The sequence below is a fragment of the Arthrobacter sp. PM3 genome, from assembly GCF_003352915.1.
Lineage (GTDB): Bacteria > Actinomycetota > Actinomycetes > Actinomycetales > Micrococcaceae > Arthrobacter.
The window spans coordinates 1,426,972-1,443,809 of the sequence record NZ_CP022314.1; the positions used below are offsets into that span (position 1 = coordinate 1,426,972).

A 16,838-nucleotide genomic window follows, 5' to 3' on the forward strand; every position below is an offset into this window, starting at 1 on the left:
GAGCGTCGCGCAATCGGCGGACCGAAGAGGGTGGGCGGGAGCATGCGAAGGGACATTGGGCAATGCAGGACGTTCTCCCTGGGGGAGCGGGGAGCAATGAGTGGGGGACCACTCCTGGCTCTGTCCTCGTACACGCGCGCAGCGGCGGCCCATCTTATGGTCCTCGGTACGACGACCTCGATCCCCTTCCAGGGCCGGACAGGATCATGGCTCGGTCATGGTCCGAGTCAGGGACGTCGGGCCAGGAAGTAGCTAAGGGGGTAGGAACTCGGGCATGACCGATCCTCCAGCTGCAGTCGAGTAGCACAAACTGTAAGGCCGGGTACGCAAGACGACAGCAGCACGCGGGGATGCAGCCTCCCACGAATGCGGACGACCTGGCGGCTTCCATCCTCGCGAGAGTCGAGACAGAGCCACTCCGATGTGAACTGCCCACACGGAATCATTGGCCAGGGCGCGACGCCCATCCGTGACACGGCGTCAGCAGGAGTGGAGGATGATGTCCGCGTAACCTCCTGGCGTGCGCATCGGGCGCTATGCCGGCATTCCGCCCTCGTGACTGTCCCGTCGGAGGTCTAGTGGAGATCGGATCTACGATGGCGCCATCGGGGACTCCCGTCCGGTTCAGGGGCTGGCCGGTTCATGGGTGGCCGGTTCCCCGGCTTACCATCCATCAACTGTCCCGCCAGAGCCAGTCCGCAGAAATCCCTGCCACCTCAGTCTTCGCGCATCACCACACAAGCCCGGAGGGGAGGAGCGCCAGCCGAATTTTGGCACCGCTCGCGACCGCGGGGGCGCCGGCGCCCTGTCGCCGTTTCACGTGAAACCGTGCAGCAGGTGACGAGTCACCTAGCTTTCACGTGAAACCATGCACCTGCTGACGAGTCACTTACCGTTTCACGTGAAACCGAACCCCTCCTTCCGCATCTGCATCATGGTGTTTCACGTGAAACACAGTTCATGTCCCTGGCTTCCTCCCGATCAGCCATGCCGCCGTCGCGCATGGCAGTCACGGACAGAACCTTCCGGATCAAGCACGACCGCCTCCCGTCCAACTTCGAAGCCTGAGGAGACGGGCTTCATCGGCAGGAGGGACGTTCGCCCAGGTGCTCAATGTTCCTCAGGCCCTGAATGCTGCACTCCATCGGCCAGCAACCAGGAGGTCAAGAGCAGGCGCATCCACCCCACAGCGGGCCGCCCAGCAGGCCGAGGGGCGTCGGGAGACGACGACAAGCCTACAATTCACCTGCACGACTGTCTCAGTGGCCGCAGGGGCCGAAGCAGCGGGGCACACCGAGGTCGAGGCGACGTGAAAGGGGCGGCATGAGCACCACTTGCAGGCGCGGCATGCCCCTCGGTCCGCCTTTGCGTGCCGGCGCTCGCTCGGCAGCAGCAACACGTTCCGGCCCTACTGAGAGAACCGGCCTTTGGCAGCCGTCCGCAACGACTGCCTCTATCTTGGGAAGCAGTGGCAAGATGACACTAGGGCAGTCCACATGTGCGACGGAGGGCGGGCAGACAGCCGTACGCACCTCGGCATCGGCTCAGCGGCAGCGTCTGCCTCCGTGAGAACATCACCAAAGCCTGGGCTCCACGCCGACGGCACCTGTGACTGGCGCTGGCCTGCAACGCAGACGTCCGAAGTTCCGGGCCCAGTTGGGTGCCAAGAGGGGGCCATTGCACGCAATCCGAGCCGGATTTGTTGCAAGAGTGCCAGTGCGCAAAAGTGCCAGTGCGCAGGAGTGCAGGGCGCAAGAGTGCAGGGCGCGAGCATGCCGGTGCCTGGTCGGCCTGCTGCCGACTTCCTAACTCCGCCGTCATTCCACCTATCACACGCCGCACGGCACGCATACCTGCCAAGGGCCCCTTAGGGACGCCGGCCGTGCGGACGCACCCCGGCCTTGTGAAGCCGTCCGGAGATCGGCAGTTGAATGTGTTCGATTGTCGGGCTTCCGGACGCGCATTGCTCCCCAGGAGACAACGCGCGGCACAGCGTGGGCACACATGCGCCGCGGACGTGCCCATGCGGGCGCCTGCGCTTGGGGACGCTTGAAGAACTGAACGGGGGCACCCGGCACACAAAAGGAGGGTCTGTTTCACGTGAAACAGACCCTCCGGGACGCGTGGCCATCAGCGCCCTGGCTGGAGCAAGGGCGCTGGCGGGATACAGGATCCTAGCTGGATGAACCCGGCGTCAGGACGTCCATGATCCGGTTCAGGTCCTCAACACTGGCAAACTCAATGCTGACACGACCCTTGCGTGCGCCCAGGGAGATCTTGACGTTGGTATCAAGTCGGTCGGCCAGCGACGATGCAAGATAGTCGAGGCGCTCGTGACGTGCACCCGGCCGCGGGATGTTGTTCTTGGCCGGCGACGCGGGGCTCTGGTACAGCGTCACGGCTTCTTCCGTGGCGCGCACGGACATGCCTTCGGCAACGATCTTCTGGGCCAGGCGTTCCATGGCCGCTGCATCGGGGAGGGCCAGGAGGGCGCGGGCATGGCCAGCCGAGATCACGTTTGCGGCCACGCGCCGCTGCACCAGCGGAGGAAGCTTCAACAGCCGCAGGGTATTCGACACCTGCGGCCGCGAACGCCCGATCCGGTCCGCCAGCTGCTCGTGGGTGGTACCAAAGTCCTCGAGGAGCTGCTGGTAGGCCGCAGCCTCTTCGAGCGGATTCAGCTGGCTCCGGTGGAGGTTCTCCAGGAGGGCGTCGCGCAGGAGGTCATCGTCAGTGGTGTCGCGGACAATCGCGGGGATCGTTTCCAGGCCTGCGGCCTGCACTGCACGCCAGCGGCGCTCACCCATGACCAGCTCGTAGGGTTCGCCACCTTCTTCGGTTGAAGTGCGGACCACGATTGGCTGGAGGACGCCGATTTCGCGCACGGAGTGCACGAGCTCCGCCATGTCGTCCTCATCGAAGACGGACCGGGGCTGCTTGCGGTTGGGATGGATGTCGGTGACCGGAATTTCGGCAAACCTGACACCGGGCACAGCGACCAGTTCGACTTCTGCTGCGGCGTCGACGTGGGTAGTGGCATCAAATGCCAGCTGCTCGCCGGCGGGGGCGGCAGCGCCGGCCTGCGAGGACTTTGGAGCTGCGGGCTTCCGCGCCGGCGCCTTCCTGGGCTCGGTCGCAGCAGGAGCTACGTCGCCGGGCGCGTCGCCCGACGTCGAAGCTGCCGGCTGCGGTGACTTAGTCTGCGACTTGGCAGGAGACTTTGCAGGTGACTTGGAGGGCGCTGCTTTGTCCTGGCCCGGCTCGGGAATCGAACCTGGAATATCCAAGAGCGCGCCCGGTCCCGTGTCCGAAGCCTTCTTCCGGGCTTCGGGGAAGAATAGGTCCACAGGCCGGGACGGGGCAGCACCGTTACCGGAGGTATTAGCCGCGGCGGAACTTGGAATGAGTGCGCCAAGTCCACGGCCGAGGCCGCGTCGCTTATCGCTCATGGATAAATCCCTCCAGTGGAAGAGCCGGCGTGCACCTGGCTCTGGCTAGTGCAAATTTTGAAAAGATTCTAACGTTCAGCGATTTCCGCTGCGGCTTCCAGATAGGACAAGGCGCCGCTGGAAGAAGGATCGTACGTCATGACCGTCTGCTGGTAGCTCGGTGCTTCGGAAATGCGAACTGAACGCGGCACTACGGCTCCCAGCACCTGCTGCGGGAAGTGCTCGCGGACTTCGGCTGCCACCTGGGCCGCGAGGTTGGTGCGGCCGTCGTACATGGTCAGCAGAATGGTGGACACAACCAGATCGGCATTCAAGTGCTTCTGGATCATCTCGATGTTCTTCAGCAACTGGCTCAATCCCTCGAGCGCGTAGTACTCGCACTGGATCGGGATGAGCACTTCACCGGCGGCGCAGAAGGCGTTGACCGTCAGGAGACCCAGGCTCGGCGGGCAGTCAATGAAGATATAGTCCAGCCGCTCCTCGCCGTTCTTGGCGCGCTCCTTGGAATACACGTCGATGGCCCGGCGCAGCCGCTGCTCGCGTGCCACGAGGCTGACGAGTTCGATTTCTGCGCCGGCCAGGTGAATGGTGGCGGGGGCGCAGATCAGCTTGTCAATGTCGGGGCACGGGGCCACAACATCCTTCAACGGGACGTCGTTGATCAGGACATCGTAGATGCTGTCGACGTCGGCGTGGTGCTCAATGCCCAGGGCAGTCGAGGCGTTCCCCTGCGGATCGATGTCGATCACGAGCACGTTCAGGCCGGCCGCGGCCAGCGCGGCGGCGATGTTGACGGTCGTCGTGGTCTTGCCGACGCCGCCCTTCTGGTTCGACACCGTGAAGATCCGGGTCTTTTCCGGCTTGGGCAACTGCCGGCCCAGGAGCCGTTCACGGCGCTTGTTCTCGTGCGCGAGGTCCCGGGCGATGGGGCTGGAGTCGTCGATGGAGTCCAGCACTGTCCCAAGGTGCGGCAAGGACGTTTCACGTGAAACACCGGCCATCCCGGTGGCTCTTGCAACCGGTCCCGTGTGAGTACCGGAGTAATCATGAGCGACTGCGGGAGCCGTAAACGCCCGGGCGGACCCCAGGGACACAAACGGCGGGATCCGCTGTGTGGAGGCTTCGCTACTGCTCACTATGACACGCTCACTCTCATTCGGCTCTTGCTGCCGGTTACTAGCCTAACCTCTTCCCCTCAAACTCCCCGGGCACCGGGGCCGGTGCTAGGCAATCTTTTGAGGCTTGTTCACTACGATTCGCACGACGGTGGTGGGTTCTTCGAGCAGGTCCTCGCCCACCACAACCACGGACGTCTCAACGCCGCCCAGCTTGCGGATCACTTTGGCTGCCTTCTCGATTTCCTCGCCGGCGCTGCGTCCCTTGATGGCAACGACCTCGCCCTTGCCGTTCAGCAGCGGGATGGTCAGTCCGGCCAGGTTGGACAGTGCTGATACCGCACGGGCCGTGACGACGTCTGCGTTCACGAGTCCCACGGCGAGCTCCGCCCGCGTGCGCATGATGGTGACGTTGTCGAGCCCGAGATCATCGACGACCTCCTGGAGCCAGATGACCCGGCGTTCCAGCGGTTCGATCAGGGTCAGTTCGAGATCCGGACGGGCAATGGCCAGGCACAGACCGGGCAGGCCTGCGCCGCTGCCGACGTCGGCAACATGGCTTCCGTGGGCAATCTGGCTCTCGATGACGGCACAGTTGAGCACGTGCCGGCTCCACAGGCGCGGCACCTCTCGCGGCCCGATCAGGCCCCGTTCGGTTCCGGAGGTCGCCAGGTGTTCGACGTAGCGCTTGGCCAGGTCCAGCCGGTCGCCGAAAATGGACTCGGCTGCCTTGAGTTCGGGTTCGGTGATTTCAACCATCAAGCTAGTCAATGGTTCAGTCTGCGGAGACGACGATGTGCCGGTCGGCGCCTTCGCCTTCGGATTCGCTCACCAGACCCAGATCGGCCACGGCGTCGTGCACGATCTTGCGCTCGTAGGCGCTCATCGGGGCCAGGGCCACGGCTTCGCCGGACTTCTTGACCTCGGCGACGGCATCCTCAGCGATCTTCTGCAAATCGCCGGCACGATCAGCACGGTAGCCGTTGATATCCAGGACCAAGCGGGAGCGGTTTTCGGTGGCGGAGAGTACGGCCAGCCGGGTCAGTTCCTGGAGTGCCTCGAGCACTTCGCCGTCCCGGCCTACCAGGCTCTCCAGCCCGGCCGATTCCTCTTCGGCAACGATCGAGATGTAGGTGCGCCCGTTGCGGACCTCGATGTCGATGTCACCGTCAATGTCCGCGATGTCCAGCAGTTCCTCGAGGTAGTCGGCGGCGACGTCGCCCTCCTCTTCGAGACGGCTTGCGGAGACACTCTTGACGGGGCTGTTCCCCTCGGGAGACGCGTCGCGGGACGCCTCCTGGGCGTCGTCGCGGTCCTCGTCAAACTCGGCGGAAATAGCGTGTTCGGTGCTCTCGGCGGACATTACTTCCTCTTCCTGTTTTTACGTTGCGGCTGGACGCGCTGGGTCTTGGCATCCACGGGGGCAACCACGGCTTCGGCTGCCTGTGCTTCTGCCTTCTTGCCGCCCATGAGGGGCAGAGCCGGCAGGCCCTTGGCGGCCCGGCGTTCGGCGAGAGCCTTGGCGGCCGGGGATCCGGGGGTGGGCATCCGGCGGATCACGAAGAACTGCTGCCCCATGGTCCAGAGGTTGGTGGTGGTCCAGTAGATCAGGACGCCAATGGGGAAGTTGATGCCGCCCACACCGAAGACGACCGGCAGGATGTAGAGCATCATTTTTTGCTGGCGCATGAACGGGCTGGCCAAGGCCTCTTCGGACATGTTCTTGGCCATGATCTGCTTCTGCGTGATGAACTGCGAGGCCGTCATGGCCAGGATCATCACGATGGACAGGATCCATACCGACACCACATTGCCACCCGGGGGCGTGCCGTGAAGCAGCGTGGCGGAGAGCGGGGCACCGAAAATCGTGGACTGGTCGAACTGGACGACCTGTTCGTGGCTCATGGCGCCGATGCCCTGGCCGCTGCTGGCCGCCGAGGTGATGCCGGAGAGCACCTGGAACAGGGCAAAGAAGAACGGCATCTGGATCAGCATGGGCAGGCAGGCCGAGAACGGATTGGTGCCGTGCTTCTTGTACAGGGCCATCTGCTCCTGCGCCATGGCCTGGCGGGACAGCTGATCGGTCTTGCCCTTGTACTTGTCCTGCATTTTCTTCAGGTCCGGCTGCAGGAGCTGCATCCCACGCTGGGCCTTGATCTGCTTGACGAAGACGGGAATCAGGGCCGCGCGGATCACCAGCACCAGCCCGATGATGGCAAAGGTCCACGTCCAGCCACTGGCCGCCGGCATGCCGATGGCGCTCAGGCCATCGTGGAAGCCCACCATGATGGCTGAGACCAGCCATTTGAACGGGGCCAGTATTGTTCCAAAGATGTCCATACGATTTCCCTATTCGTCAGGCCGCGCCGCGGCCTTCTCCATCAGGCTGAGCAGCCAAGTACTTGTCCGGATTGTTCAGCACAACAATTGTGGGGGTGCGGCCGGCCGGCCATTCCCGGTGCCCGGCGGGGACATGGTCCACTCCGCCGGCATTCCATGGGTGGCAGTGCAACAGGCGCCTGACAGCCAGCCAGCTTCCCTTCACGGCACCATGTACTGTTATCGCCTCCAGGGCGTAAGCCGAACAGCTGGGGAAAAAGCGGCACACCTGGCCGTAAAGCGGCGAGACCACCTTGCGGTAGGCCATCAGCAGCACAATGAGGATATTGCGGGGCAGGTTCCAGACCACGCTGCCCAGCCGGCGCAGGGCCGGCCCGAGAGCCTCAATGCTCAGGCGGGGGACGACGGCGGCAGTTGAGTTACGCACGCGGGGTCCCTTCCTGTGTTGTCTCGTTAGAACCTGGTGAAGCAGCCGGGGGAAGTCGATTGCCCAGCCGCTTCATGGTTGCCTCCAAAGCGGCATCGTAGTCGGCAAGCAACTGCTCCCAGCTGGCCCCTGCGGCAGCGGGCAAGGCCCGGACCACGATAGCGAACCCGAGGCCGTATTTCTGCAACGACAATGCACCGGCTTCTCTCAGTCTCCTCTTAACGAGGTTCCTGACAACAGCGTTCCCTACACTTTTGGAAACGATGAATCCGATCCGGCTTGGTTCATCGGCAGCGAGAGCTGCCGTATATAACACTACGTTCCGGCGTCCATTGCGGACACCGGAACGTACAGTTGTTGAAAAATCGGTTGATGTCCGCAGACGGTTCCTGGTGGCTAGCACCGCTAAACTCGCACAGGGATTTGAACCGACGAGTCAGTTATTTAGGCCGACAGTTCGGTGCGGCCCTTGCCACGACGGGCTGCCAGGATGGCGCGGCCGGCACGGGTACGCATACGAAGGCGGAAGCCGTGCTTCTTGGCTCGACGGCGGTTATTCGGCTGAAAAGTCCGCTTGCTCACGTTAGTTACTCCAGTGGATCAAAGGTGCGCCCACCCGATCAAGGGGAAGAACTGGCCGACGCTAAGTTTTGTGTGTGCCGCTGCTCCGACCCGCACGACGCGGGGCATCGGGGGGTTCAAATGAAAGCGAAAAGCGGACACAAAGGACTTCACAACGTTAGGCCAAATCCGCCATGTGAGTCAAACCGGCGGGCTTTCCCCAGCTGTGGCTAACCTGCCCGCCGGCCTGTGGATGAGCCCGGTCACAGGGCCCGTTTGAGAACCACAACGGTGTAATTATCCACAGGACTCAACCCAGCTATCTTCTGGCGTTTTCATCCCCTACAGTGTCTCAGTAACCCCTTATCCACGGACTGTGCATAACCCTGTGGATTGAGCCGGTCCGATGCGCTGCTCCGGACCGCCAGGATGCACGTAATGCAGGCCAGCAAGTTTGAGGAACCGATTGATGACAGTAGACGAAGCCAACCAAGCCAACACTGTCGGAAGTTCCTGGCGGCGGGTAGTGAGCCTTCTGGAGAACGACCACCGTGTTTCTCCCCGGCAGCGCGGCTTCGTCATCCTTGCTCAGGCGCAGGGCCTGATCGGTTCGACCCTTCTGGTGGCAGTCCCCAACGAGCTCACCCGCGAAGTCCTGCAGACCCAGGTCAAGGAAGCCCTTGACGACGCCCTGCGGAGTGTTTTCTCCGACGAGATCCGCTGCGCGATCGACGTCGACACCGATCTGGTGCCGCTGCACACCGAGCCCGAGCCCGCCGTCGAACTTTCGCTTGCCGCCGATCCTGCCGTGGAATCCAAGCCCCAGCCGATGCTGCCGAGCACCTCGCACGAATTTGGCCGCCTCAACCCGAAGTACGTCTTCGACACCTTCGTGATCGGTTCCTCCAACCGGTTCGCCCATGCGGCAGCCGTAGCTGTGGCAGAGGCGCCGGCGAAGGCGTACAACCCGCTGTTCATCTACGGTGACTCCGGCCTGGGCAAGACCCACCTGCTCCACGCGATCGGCCACTACGCACGCCGGCTCTACAGCGGAATCCGGGTCCGGTACGTCAATTCCGAAGAATTCACCAACGACTTCATCAACTCCATCCGCGACGATGAAGGCACCAGCTTCAAGACCACGTACCGCAACGTGGACGTGCTGCTGATTGACGACATCCAGTTCCTGGCGGGCAAGGACCGCACGCTGGAGGAGTTCTTCCACACGTTCAATGCCCTGCACAACAACAACAAGCAGGTGGTCATCACCTCGGACCAGCCGCCGAAGCTGCTCGCGGGTTTCGAGGACCGGATGAAGTCGCGCTTCGAGTGGGGGCTGCTGACGGACATCCAGCCGCCCGAACTGGAAACCCGTATCGCCATCCTCCGGAAGAAGGCCCTCAGCGAAGGGCTTTCCGCCCCGGACGATGCCCTCGAATACATCGCCTCAAAAATTTCCAGCAACATCCGCGAACTTGAGGGTGCCCTCATCCGCGTCACGGCCTTCGCCAGCCTGAACCGGCAGCCGGTGGATGTGGCCCTGGCGGAGATGGTGCTCAAGGACCTCATCACCGACGACGGCGCCCAGGAAATCACGTCGGCCCAGATCCTCACGCAGACGGCCGATTACTTCAAGCTCAGCATGGAAGAGCTCTGCAGCAAGTCGCGCACCCGCACGCTCGTGACCGCACGGCAGATCGCGATGTACCTGTGCCGGGAGCTCACGGACATGTCGCTGCCGAAGATCGGCCAGGAACTGGGCGGCCGCGATCACACCACGGTGATCCACGCTGACCGCAAGATCCGCGAACTCATGGCCGAGCGCCGGGTCATCTACAACCAGGTGACCGAGCTGACCAACCGGATCAAGCAGCAGCAGCGCAATTCCTGAGCTGATTCCTGGGCTGATTCCTGTCCCGACCGTCGCGCACTCTTACCTTATTAACAGGGGCCTGTGGACAAGCCTGTGGATACTTAAGGGGACAACCGCGGTTAATGGGCTTAAAACCCTTAAGCCGCCTGTGGATCGGCGAAAACGCCGAAAATGTTGTCCCCATCCACACCCTGTTTAAAACCTGCGCCGCCCACAGTCCATGAACAGGGCTTAACCGCGGAATCGCACCGCAGGAGCGAGTTATCCACAGTTTCCACAGCAGTTATTAACACTACTAATCCCAAAAAATGAAAATCCCTCAAACAACAATCTCCCTCCCGCGTCCAGCCAGCCCCTGGCCCGTTCCGGGCCGGCGCCGGAGAACGGGCGGGCAAACCACACTCGTGTAAGCCGGGGATGGGAGAAATACTCACCTTGGGGCTAAGCTGTCTGCAGTGCGTCCGTCCCGGACATCTTTTGTGGTTCCCACCGGGCCACGGGCCCGGGGTGGGCGGGCGATTTCCCTGTTGACGGAGTCCGGCAGCTATGCCGGGGTCCGCGCCAGCTTGGGAAATTTTCAGCGATTTTCAGCACAGACAGCAGCAATGAAAGGCGGCACCCTTCCGTGAAGTTCAGAGTCGAACGGGACGTCCTGGCAGAAGCCGTGACATGGACCGCCCGGTCGTTGTCTCCGCGGCCGCCCGTTCCCGTCCTTTCAGGCCTGCTCCTGAAGGCTGAAGCCGGTACCGTCAGCCTGTCGAGTTTTGATTACGAGACCTCCGCCAGGCTTGAAATCCCTGCCGACATCAGCGCCGAGGGCACCATCCTGGTCTCGGGGCGCCTCCTCGCGGACATCTGCCGCAGCCTGCCTTCGGCCCCTGTCGAGGTTGAAACCGACGGCAACAAGGTGACTCTCACCTGCCGCCGAAGCAGCTTCCACCTGGCCACGATGCCCGAGGCCGAATACCCGCCCCTGCCTGCCCTGCCCACCATCAGCGGCACAGTTCCCGGCGATTCCTTCGCCCAGGCGGTGTCCCAGGTGATCATCGCGGCCAGCAAGGACGACACCCTGCCGATCCTCACCGGCGTGCGCATGGAGATCGAAGACGATCTCATCACCCTCCTCGCCACCGACCGCTACCGCCTCGCCATGCGCGAAGTCCCCTGGAAGCCCGCCACTCCGGGCATCTCCACCAGCGCCTTGGTCAAGGCCAAGACACTCAACGAGGTTGCGAAAACCCTCGGCAGCAGCGGCGACATCAACATCGCCCTCGCCGACGACGACAGCCGGCTTATCGGATTCGAGAGCGGTGGCAGGACCACCACCTCCCTGCTGGTGGACGGCGACTACCCCAAGATCCGCTCGCTGTTCCCGGACTCAACCCCGATCCACGCCACCGTGCAGACCCAGGAGCTGGTCGAGGCCGTACGCCGCGTCTCGCTCGTGGCCGAACGGAACACCCCGGTCCGGCTCGCCTTCACCCAGGGCCAGCTGCACCTGGATGCCGGCACCGGCGAGGACGCCCAGGCCTCCGAAGAGCTCGAAGCCCAGCTCTCCGGCGAGGACATCACCGTCGCCTTCAACCCGCACTACCTGATCGAGGGCCTGAGCGTGATCGAAACCAAGTTTGTGCGCTTCTCGTTCACCACCGCGCCCAAGCCGGCCATGATCACGGCCCAGCAGGACGCCGACGGCGAGGACAAGGGCGACTACCGCTACCTCGTCATGCCCGTCCGGCTGCCCAACTAGCCAGCAGCTAAGGCCGTTCCCAGTCCTGGGGACGGCCCCGGCCGCCAGCCGGTTGGGTGGGGCCACCCCGGAAGCATCCCAGCGCAGAAAAGAGTTCATACCGTGCACATCGGACTGATCGGCCTTGGAAAAATGGGCTTCAACATGCGTGAACGCCTGCGCAACGGCGGGATCGAGGTCACCGGTTTCGACCGCAACCCGGACGTCACCGACGTCGCGACCGTGGACGAACTCATCTCCGCCGTCCCGGCACCGCGGATCATCTGGGTCATGGTCCCCGCCGGTGACATCACCGATGCCGTGGTCACCGAGCTCGGCAACAAGCTCGACGCCGGTGACCTCGTGATCGACGGCGGCAACTCGCGGTTCACCGAAGACCAGAAGCATGGCGCCGCGCTGGCCGAGAAGGGCATCCGGTTCGCCGATTGCGGCGTCTCCGGCGGGGTCTGGGGCCTGCAGAACGGCTACGGCCTCATGGCAGGCGGCGCAGCCGCGGACATCGAACGTGCCCTCCCTGTTTTCGACGCGCTCCGTCCCGCCGGCGAACGTGCCGACAGTTTCGTGCACGTGGGCGGTATCGGCGCAGGGCACTACGCCAAGATGGTGCACAACGGGATCGAATACGGCCTGATGCAGGCCTACGCGGAAGGCTACGAACTCCTGGCCGCGAAGGACATCGTCGCCGATCTTCCCGGAACGTTCCGCGCCTGGCAGAAGGGCACCGTCGTCCGCTCCTGGCTCCTGGACCTCATGGTGAAGGCCCTCGACGAGGATCCCGGACTTGAGTCGATCTCCGACTACGTCGAGGACTCGGGTGAAGGCCGCTGGACCGTGGAAGAAGCGATCGCAAACGCCGTACCCGCGCCGGCCATCACCGCGGCCCTCTTCGCCAGGTTCTCCTCCCGCGAGGACAACTCCCCGGCCATGAAGATGGTGTCCGCGCTGCGCCACCAGTTCGGCGGCCACGCGACCCGGCCGGCCAAGTAATCCTGCCCTGAGGTCCTGAATCCCGCGTGTACCTAGAAAAGCTTTCGCTCACTGATTTCCGCAGTTATGCCCAGGTCGACCTGAACTTTGAGCCCGGCGTCACCGTCCTGGTGGGGTCCAACGGGATCGGCAAAACCAACCTGATGGAAGCGATCGGGTACCTGGCAACGCTGAGCTCGCACCGGGTCAGCACGGACGCGCCGCTGTTGCGCTTCGGCACCGAACGGGCGATGATCCGGGCCAGGCTGGTCCGCGGCGAGCAGGCCACTGTTCTTGAACTGGAAATCAACGCGGGCAGGGCCAACCGCGGACGGATCAACCGCAGCAATCCGGTCCGGGCCCGGGACCTGCTCGGTATCTGCCAGACCGTCCTGTTCGCACCGGAGGATCTGGCCCTGGTCAAGGGCGACCCGTCCAACCGCCGCCGCTTCCTGGACGAACTCCTGGTCAGCCTCATGCCGCGCCATGCCGCGACCCGGAGCGATTACGACCGCGTCCTGAAGCAGCGCAACGCCCTGCTCAAGTCGGGTCGGGCCGGAAAATTCAGCGCCGGCCATGAGGCGACGCTCGATGTCTGGGACCAGCACATGGCGCGGGCCGGAGCCGAACTGCTGCACGCGCGGCTGGAACTTGTGGAGCTCCTGCAGCCGCACCTGAAAAACGCCTATGCCCAGCTCACCGACGGCTCCAAGGAGGCCCGCGCGGTGTACCGGTCCACGCTGCAGGACATCCTCGACGACGACGGCGCCAGCACCGGCGCCGGCACCGGCGTCAGCACGGCGGTCCCGTCCGAGGACCTGCGCGCGCTTTCAGTGGAGCAGCTCACCGACCGGTACATCCAGGCCTTTGCCGCGGCGCGCCGCAAGGAACTGGAACGGGGCATCTCCCTGGTGGGCCCGCACCGTGACGAACTGGAGCTCGTGCTCGGGTCGGCCCCGGCCAAGGGCTACGCCTCGCACGGGGAGACGTGGTCCATGTGCCTGTCCCTGCGGCTGGCGTCCTACTACGTCATGCTCGACGACGCCCGCACCGGCGGCTCCCCGCCGATCCTGATCCTGGACGACGTCTTTGCCGAGCTTGACGTGCAGCGGCGGCGTAAACTGGCCGCAATAGTATCCGGCGCCGAGCAAGTGCTGGTCACTGCCGCCGTCGAGGAAGACATCCCGGCGGAACTGACCGGACGGCGGGTGAAGGTCATCCCGGGAGGAATCGATGAGCAGGACAATCGATGAATGAGGAGACCGGCGGCGGCCTGCAGCCGGGCCGCGAGCCCGACGAGATCGATGCGGCCCAGGCCGCCCTCAACCGGATGCGCGAGGCGGCAGCGGCCCGCGGCGAGATCCGGCGCGCGGTCCCGCGGTCCGGAACCGGCGCCCGGAAACCCGCCGGCAGCGCACGGGGAACCCGCGGGTTCTCGCAATTCCACGGCACCGGCAGGGATCCGCTGGGCCTGGGCAAGGTGGTGGGGCGCCTGGTGGCCGAACGCGGCTGGACCTCGCCCGTCGCCGTCGGCTCCGTCATGGCCCAGTGGCCGGCCCTGGTGGGACCGGAAATCTCCGCCCACTGCACGCCTGAGAGTTTCACGGACACCACCTTGCATGTCCGGACGGATTCGACGGCGTGGGCGACCCAGTTGCGGTTGCTCAGCGGCAGCCTGCTGGAAAAGTTCCGCACCGAACTCGGTGACGGCGTTGTCACCAGCATCCAGGTGCTCGGGCCGGCCGCCCCGAGCTGGCGCAAGGGCCTCCGGACAGTCAACGGCCGCGGGCCGCGGGACACCTACGGGTAGCCCCGGCATACCCGCCGGCCCCGCGCCCGCCCGGCTCCAGCAGCCATAACGGCGCACCGGATATGAAGCAGTTCTTGCAAAAACCCTTGAAAATTCCGCAAGCGGCGTGTAGGGCGCTTGAACGCCCGGGAGCCGTATAGGCACCCTAGGGCTGGGCCCCGAAAGCCTTGCAGGGGGAGCCAGCGGCCTCCCAGCGGCAGTTTCCGGCGCGTTTGGCCGCGGGGAATGCGGGTTTGGGTCCGCTAACACGATAGAATTGTGGTAGATAACTGGGCGCCGGTGAAACGTTGACTGAGTCCGTTTCCGACGCCATTCGGGCGTGCGGCGGACGGAGTCCCGCAGTCAGCGGCGAAACCGGCGCCGCCAGTGACGTGCCTGTTGGCAGGAGCCCTTTCCACGGAAGAGGCAAGGGCCGGCCTTCAACGAACATAGAGGAGTCGAAAGCGCCTGTGGCTAACGACAATGCAGAGATCCCGGCAGTGGAAGACGACACGGTAGGGGCGCCCGAAACGGCCCCGTCCGGGACGCCGACACCGCGCGAATACGGCGCCAGCGACATCACGGTCCTCGAAGGCCTTGAAGCGGTTCGGAAGCGACCGGGCATGTACATCGGTTCCACCGGACCCCGCGGTCTCCACCATCTCGTCTATGAAGTGGTGGACAACTCTGTCGACGAGGCTCTGGCAGGGTACTGCACCCACATCGAAATCGTGCTGCAGGCCGATGGCGGCGTCAAAGTGGTGGACAACGGCCGCGGCATTCCGGTCGACATGCACCCGACGGAGCACAAACCCACGGTCGAGGTCGTCATGACCATCCTGCACGCCGGCGGCAAGTTCGGCGGCGGCGGCTACGCGGTCTCCGGCGGCCTGCACGGCGTCGGCATCTCCGTGGTCAATGCGCTCTCCAGCAGGGTCGAGACCGAGGTCCGCCGGCAGGGCCACGTCTGGCGGATGTCTTTCGCCGACGGGGGCAAGCCGCAGGGCAGCCTGGTCCAGGGCGAGGAAACCACGGAGACCGGCACCACCCAGACGTTTTACCCGGACGGCAGCATCTTCGAGACCACGGAGTTCGACTTCGAGACGCTCCGGGCCCGCTTCCAGCAGATGGCGTTCCTGAACAAGGGCCTGCGCATCACGCTGACCGATGAGCGCCACTCCGCGGCGGAGGCGTCCGAAGACGCCGACCTCGACCTCGATGCGGTGGTAACCGAGGGCGAAGTCCCCGCCGAATTCCACACCGTGGTTTACCAGTACGACGATGGCCTGCTGGACTACGTCCGGCACCTGAACTCCGGCAAAAAGGTCGATGTGGTCCACGAGGACGTCATCGCCTTCGAAACCGAGGACACGGAGCGGCACATTGCCCTGGAAATGGCGATGCAGTGGACCAACGCCTATTCCGAGAGCGTGCACACGTACGCCAACACCATCAACACGCATGAGGGCGGCACCCACGAAGAAGGCTTCCGCGCCGCGATGACGTCGCTGATCAACCGCTACGCGCGGGAGAAGAACATCATCAAGGAAAAGGACGACAACCTCACCGGTGACGACATCCGCGAAGGCCTGACGGCCGTCATTTCCGTCAAACTCTCCGAACCCCAGTTCGAGGGCCAGACCAAGACCAAGCTGGGGAACTCCGAGGTCAAGGGCTTTGTCCAGCGCGTTGTCACCGACGGCCTGGGCGACTGGCTCGAGCGTAACCCCGGACCTGCCAGGGACGTGATCCGCAAAGCCATTTCTGCCGCCCAGGCCCGCATGGCCGCGCGGAAAGCCCGCGACAACGCCCGCCGCAAGAGCCCGCTCGAGTCCTTCGGCATGCCCGGCAAGCTCTCCGACTGCTCCTCCAAGAACCCGGAGAAGTGCGAGGTCTACATCGTGGAGGGTGACTCGGCCGGCGGCTCGGCCAAGCGCGGCCGCAACCCCGAGACCCAAGCCATCCTGCCGCTCCGCGGCAAGATCCTGAACGTGGAACGGGCACGCCTGGACAAGGCCCTCGGCAACGCAGAGGTCCAGTCCATGATCACGGCCTTCGGCACCGGCATCGGCGAGGACTTCGACCTCGCCAAACTGCGGTACCACAAGATCGTCCTCATGGCCGACGCCGACGTCGACGGCCAGCACATCACCACCCTGCTGATGACGCTGCTGTTCCGCTACATGCGGCCGCTGATCGAAAACGGCTTCGTGTACCTCGCCCAGCCGCCGCTGTACCGGATCAAGTGGTCCAACGCCCCGCACGACTACGTCTACAGCGACCGTGAACGCGACGCAAAGCTGCTCTCCGGCCAGGCCGCCGGCCGCCGGATCCCGAAGGACAACGGCATCCAGCGCTACAAGGGCCTCGGCGAGATGGACTACACCGAACTGTGGGACACCACCATGGACCCCGAACACCGGACCCTCCTGCAGGTCACGATGGACGACGCCCTGGCGGCGGACCAGATCTTCTCCGTCCTGATGGGCGAGGACGTCGAATCGCGCCGAAACTTCATTCAACAGAACGCCAAGGACGTGCGGTTCCTGGATATCTAGCGGCAAACGC

Annotated in this window: 14 protein-coding genes; 6 read left to right on the forward strand and 8 right to left on the reverse strand. The window is 64.3% G+C overall.

The annotated features are described in order from the left end of the window. Window positions 1-2,174: 2,174 nt before the first annotated feature. The 8 genes from CFN17_RS06580 to rpmH all read right to left on the reverse strand — a co-directional run bounded on the left by CFN17_RS06580 (window position 2,175) and on the right by rpmH (window position 7,913). Complete coding sequence (locus CFN17_RS06580) at window positions 2,175-3,449, reverse strand: ParB/RepB/Spo0J family partition protein (RefSeq protein ID WP_208750596.1); 1,275 nt, start codon at window positions 3,447-3,449, stop codon at window positions 2,175-2,177. Window positions 3,450-3,517: 68 nt separating this feature from the next. After that, the gene (locus CFN17_RS06585; protein WP_315968660.1) at window positions 3,518-4,585 is read right to left on the reverse strand and encodes a ParA family protein; all 1,068 of its coding nucleotides are present in this window, start codon (window positions 4,583-4,585) and stop codon (window positions 3,518-3,520) included. An 87-nt stretch (window positions 4,586-4,672) separates the two neighbouring features. Continuing rightward, window positions 4,673-5,323, reverse strand: coding sequence for a 16S rRNA (guanine(527)-N(7))-methyltransferase RsmG (gene rsmG, locus CFN17_RS06590; protein ID WP_208750598.1), 651 nt, complete (start codon window positions 5,321-5,323; stop codon window positions 4,673-4,675). A gap of 16 nt (window positions 5,324-5,339) precedes the next feature. Then, on the reverse strand, window positions 5,340-5,927 hold the full coding sequence (locus CFN17_RS06595) for a R3H domain-containing nucleic acid-binding protein (RefSeq protein ID WP_208750600.1): 588 nt from the start codon (window positions 5,925-5,927) through the stop codon (window positions 5,340-5,342). Next, window positions 5,927-6,904, reverse strand: coding sequence for a membrane protein insertase YidC (yidC, locus tag CFN17_RS06600; RefSeq protein ID WP_208750601.1), 978 nt, complete (start codon window positions 6,902-6,904; stop codon window positions 5,927-5,929). The genes CFN17_RS06595 and yidC overlap by 1 nt, the downstream gene beginning before the upstream one ends. Window positions 6,905-6,920: 16 nt before the next feature. After that, complete coding sequence (yidD, locus tag CFN17_RS06605; RefSeq protein WP_395926454.1) at window positions 6,921-7,331, reverse strand: membrane protein insertion efficiency factor YidD; 411 nt, start codon at window positions 7,329-7,331, stop codon at window positions 6,921-6,923. Continuing rightward, entirely contained in the window at window positions 7,324-7,734 is a 411-nt protein-coding gene (gene rnpA / locus CFN17_RS06610; RefSeq protein WP_208750603.1) for a ribonuclease P protein component, read from the reverse strand. Before rnpA ends, yidD begins: the two co-directional genes overlap by 8 nt. A 41-nt stretch (window positions 7,735-7,775) precedes the next feature. Continuing rightward, window positions 7,776-7,913, reverse strand: coding sequence for a 50S ribosomal protein L34 (gene rpmH / locus CFN17_RS06615; protein ID WP_003800212.1), 138 nt, complete (start codon window positions 7,911-7,913; stop codon window positions 7,776-7,778). A 448-nt stretch (window positions 7,914-8,361) separates the two neighbouring features. Between rpmH and dnaA the strand changes: the two genes are divergently transcribed. The 6 genes from dnaA (at window position 8,362) to gyrB (ending at window position 16,828) form a co-directional block, all read left to right on the forward strand. Beyond that, on the forward strand, window positions 8,362-9,783 hold the full coding sequence (gene dnaA / locus CFN17_RS06620; protein WP_208750604.1) for a chromosomal replication initiator protein DnaA: 1,422 nt from the start codon (window positions 8,362-8,364) through the stop codon (window positions 9,781-9,783). A gap of 607 nt (window positions 9,784-10,390) precedes the next feature. After that, window positions 10,391-11,515 carry a DNA polymerase III subunit beta gene (gene dnaN / locus CFN17_RS06625; protein ID WP_208750607.1) on the forward strand — a complete coding sequence of 375 codons (1,125 nt, stop codon included), beginning with the start codon at window positions 10,391-10,393 and terminating at the stop codon, window positions 11,513-11,515. Window positions 11,516-11,617: 102 nt separating this feature from the next. Further along, a complete protein-coding gene (gene gnd / locus CFN17_RS06630) occupies window positions 11,618-12,502 on the forward strand; it encodes a phosphogluconate dehydrogenase (NAD(+)-dependent, decarboxylating) (RefSeq protein ID WP_208750609.1) in 885 nt (294 codons plus the stop codon). A 26-nt stretch (window positions 12,503-12,528) separates the two neighbouring features. Next, window positions 12,529-13,734, forward strand: coding sequence for a DNA replication/repair protein RecF (recF, locus tag CFN17_RS06635; RefSeq protein WP_208750611.1), 1,206 nt, complete (start codon window positions 12,529-12,531; stop codon window positions 13,732-13,734). Beyond that, entirely contained in the window at window positions 13,731-14,291 is a 561-nt protein-coding gene (locus CFN17_RS06640) for a DUF721 domain-containing protein (RefSeq protein WP_208750613.1), read from the forward strand. Before recF ends, CFN17_RS06640 begins: the two co-directional genes overlap by 4 nt. A 449-nt stretch (window positions 14,292-14,740) precedes the next feature. Further along, window positions 14,741-16,828 (forward strand): DNA topoisomerase (ATP-hydrolyzing) subunit B, encoded by a 2,088-nt coding sequence (gene gyrB / locus CFN17_RS06645; protein ID WP_208750615.1) that lies wholly within the window; start codon window positions 14,741-14,743, stop codon window positions 16,826-16,828. Window positions 16,829-16,838 lie beyond the last annotated feature (10 nt).

Excerpts from the sequence above, each read along its gene's own strand:
- CFN17_RS06580 (WP_208750596.1), bottom strand. The coding sequence starts at position 3,449 with ATGAGCGATAAGCGACGCGGCCTCGGCCGTGGACTTGGCGCACTCATT.
- rsmG (WP_208750598.1), bottom strand. The coding sequence starts at position 5,323 with ATGGTTGAAATCACCGAACCCGAACTCAAGGCAGCCGAGTCCATTTTC.
- CFN17_RS06595 (WP_208750600.1), bottom strand. The coding sequence starts at position 5,927 with ATGTCCGCCGAGAGCACCGAACACGCTATTTCCGCCGAGTTTGACGAG.
- yidC (WP_208750601.1), bottom strand. The coding sequence starts at position 6,904 with ATGGACATCTTTGGAACAATACTGGCCCCGTTCAAATGGCTGGTCTCA.
- dnaA (WP_208750604.1), top strand. The coding sequence starts at position 8,362 with ATGACAGTAGACGAAGCCAACCAAGCCAACACTGTCGGAAGTTCCTGG.
- CFN17_RS06640 (WP_208750613.1), top strand. The coding sequence starts at position 13,731 with ATGAATGAGGAGACCGGCGGCGGCCTGCAGCCGGGCCGCGAGCCCGAC.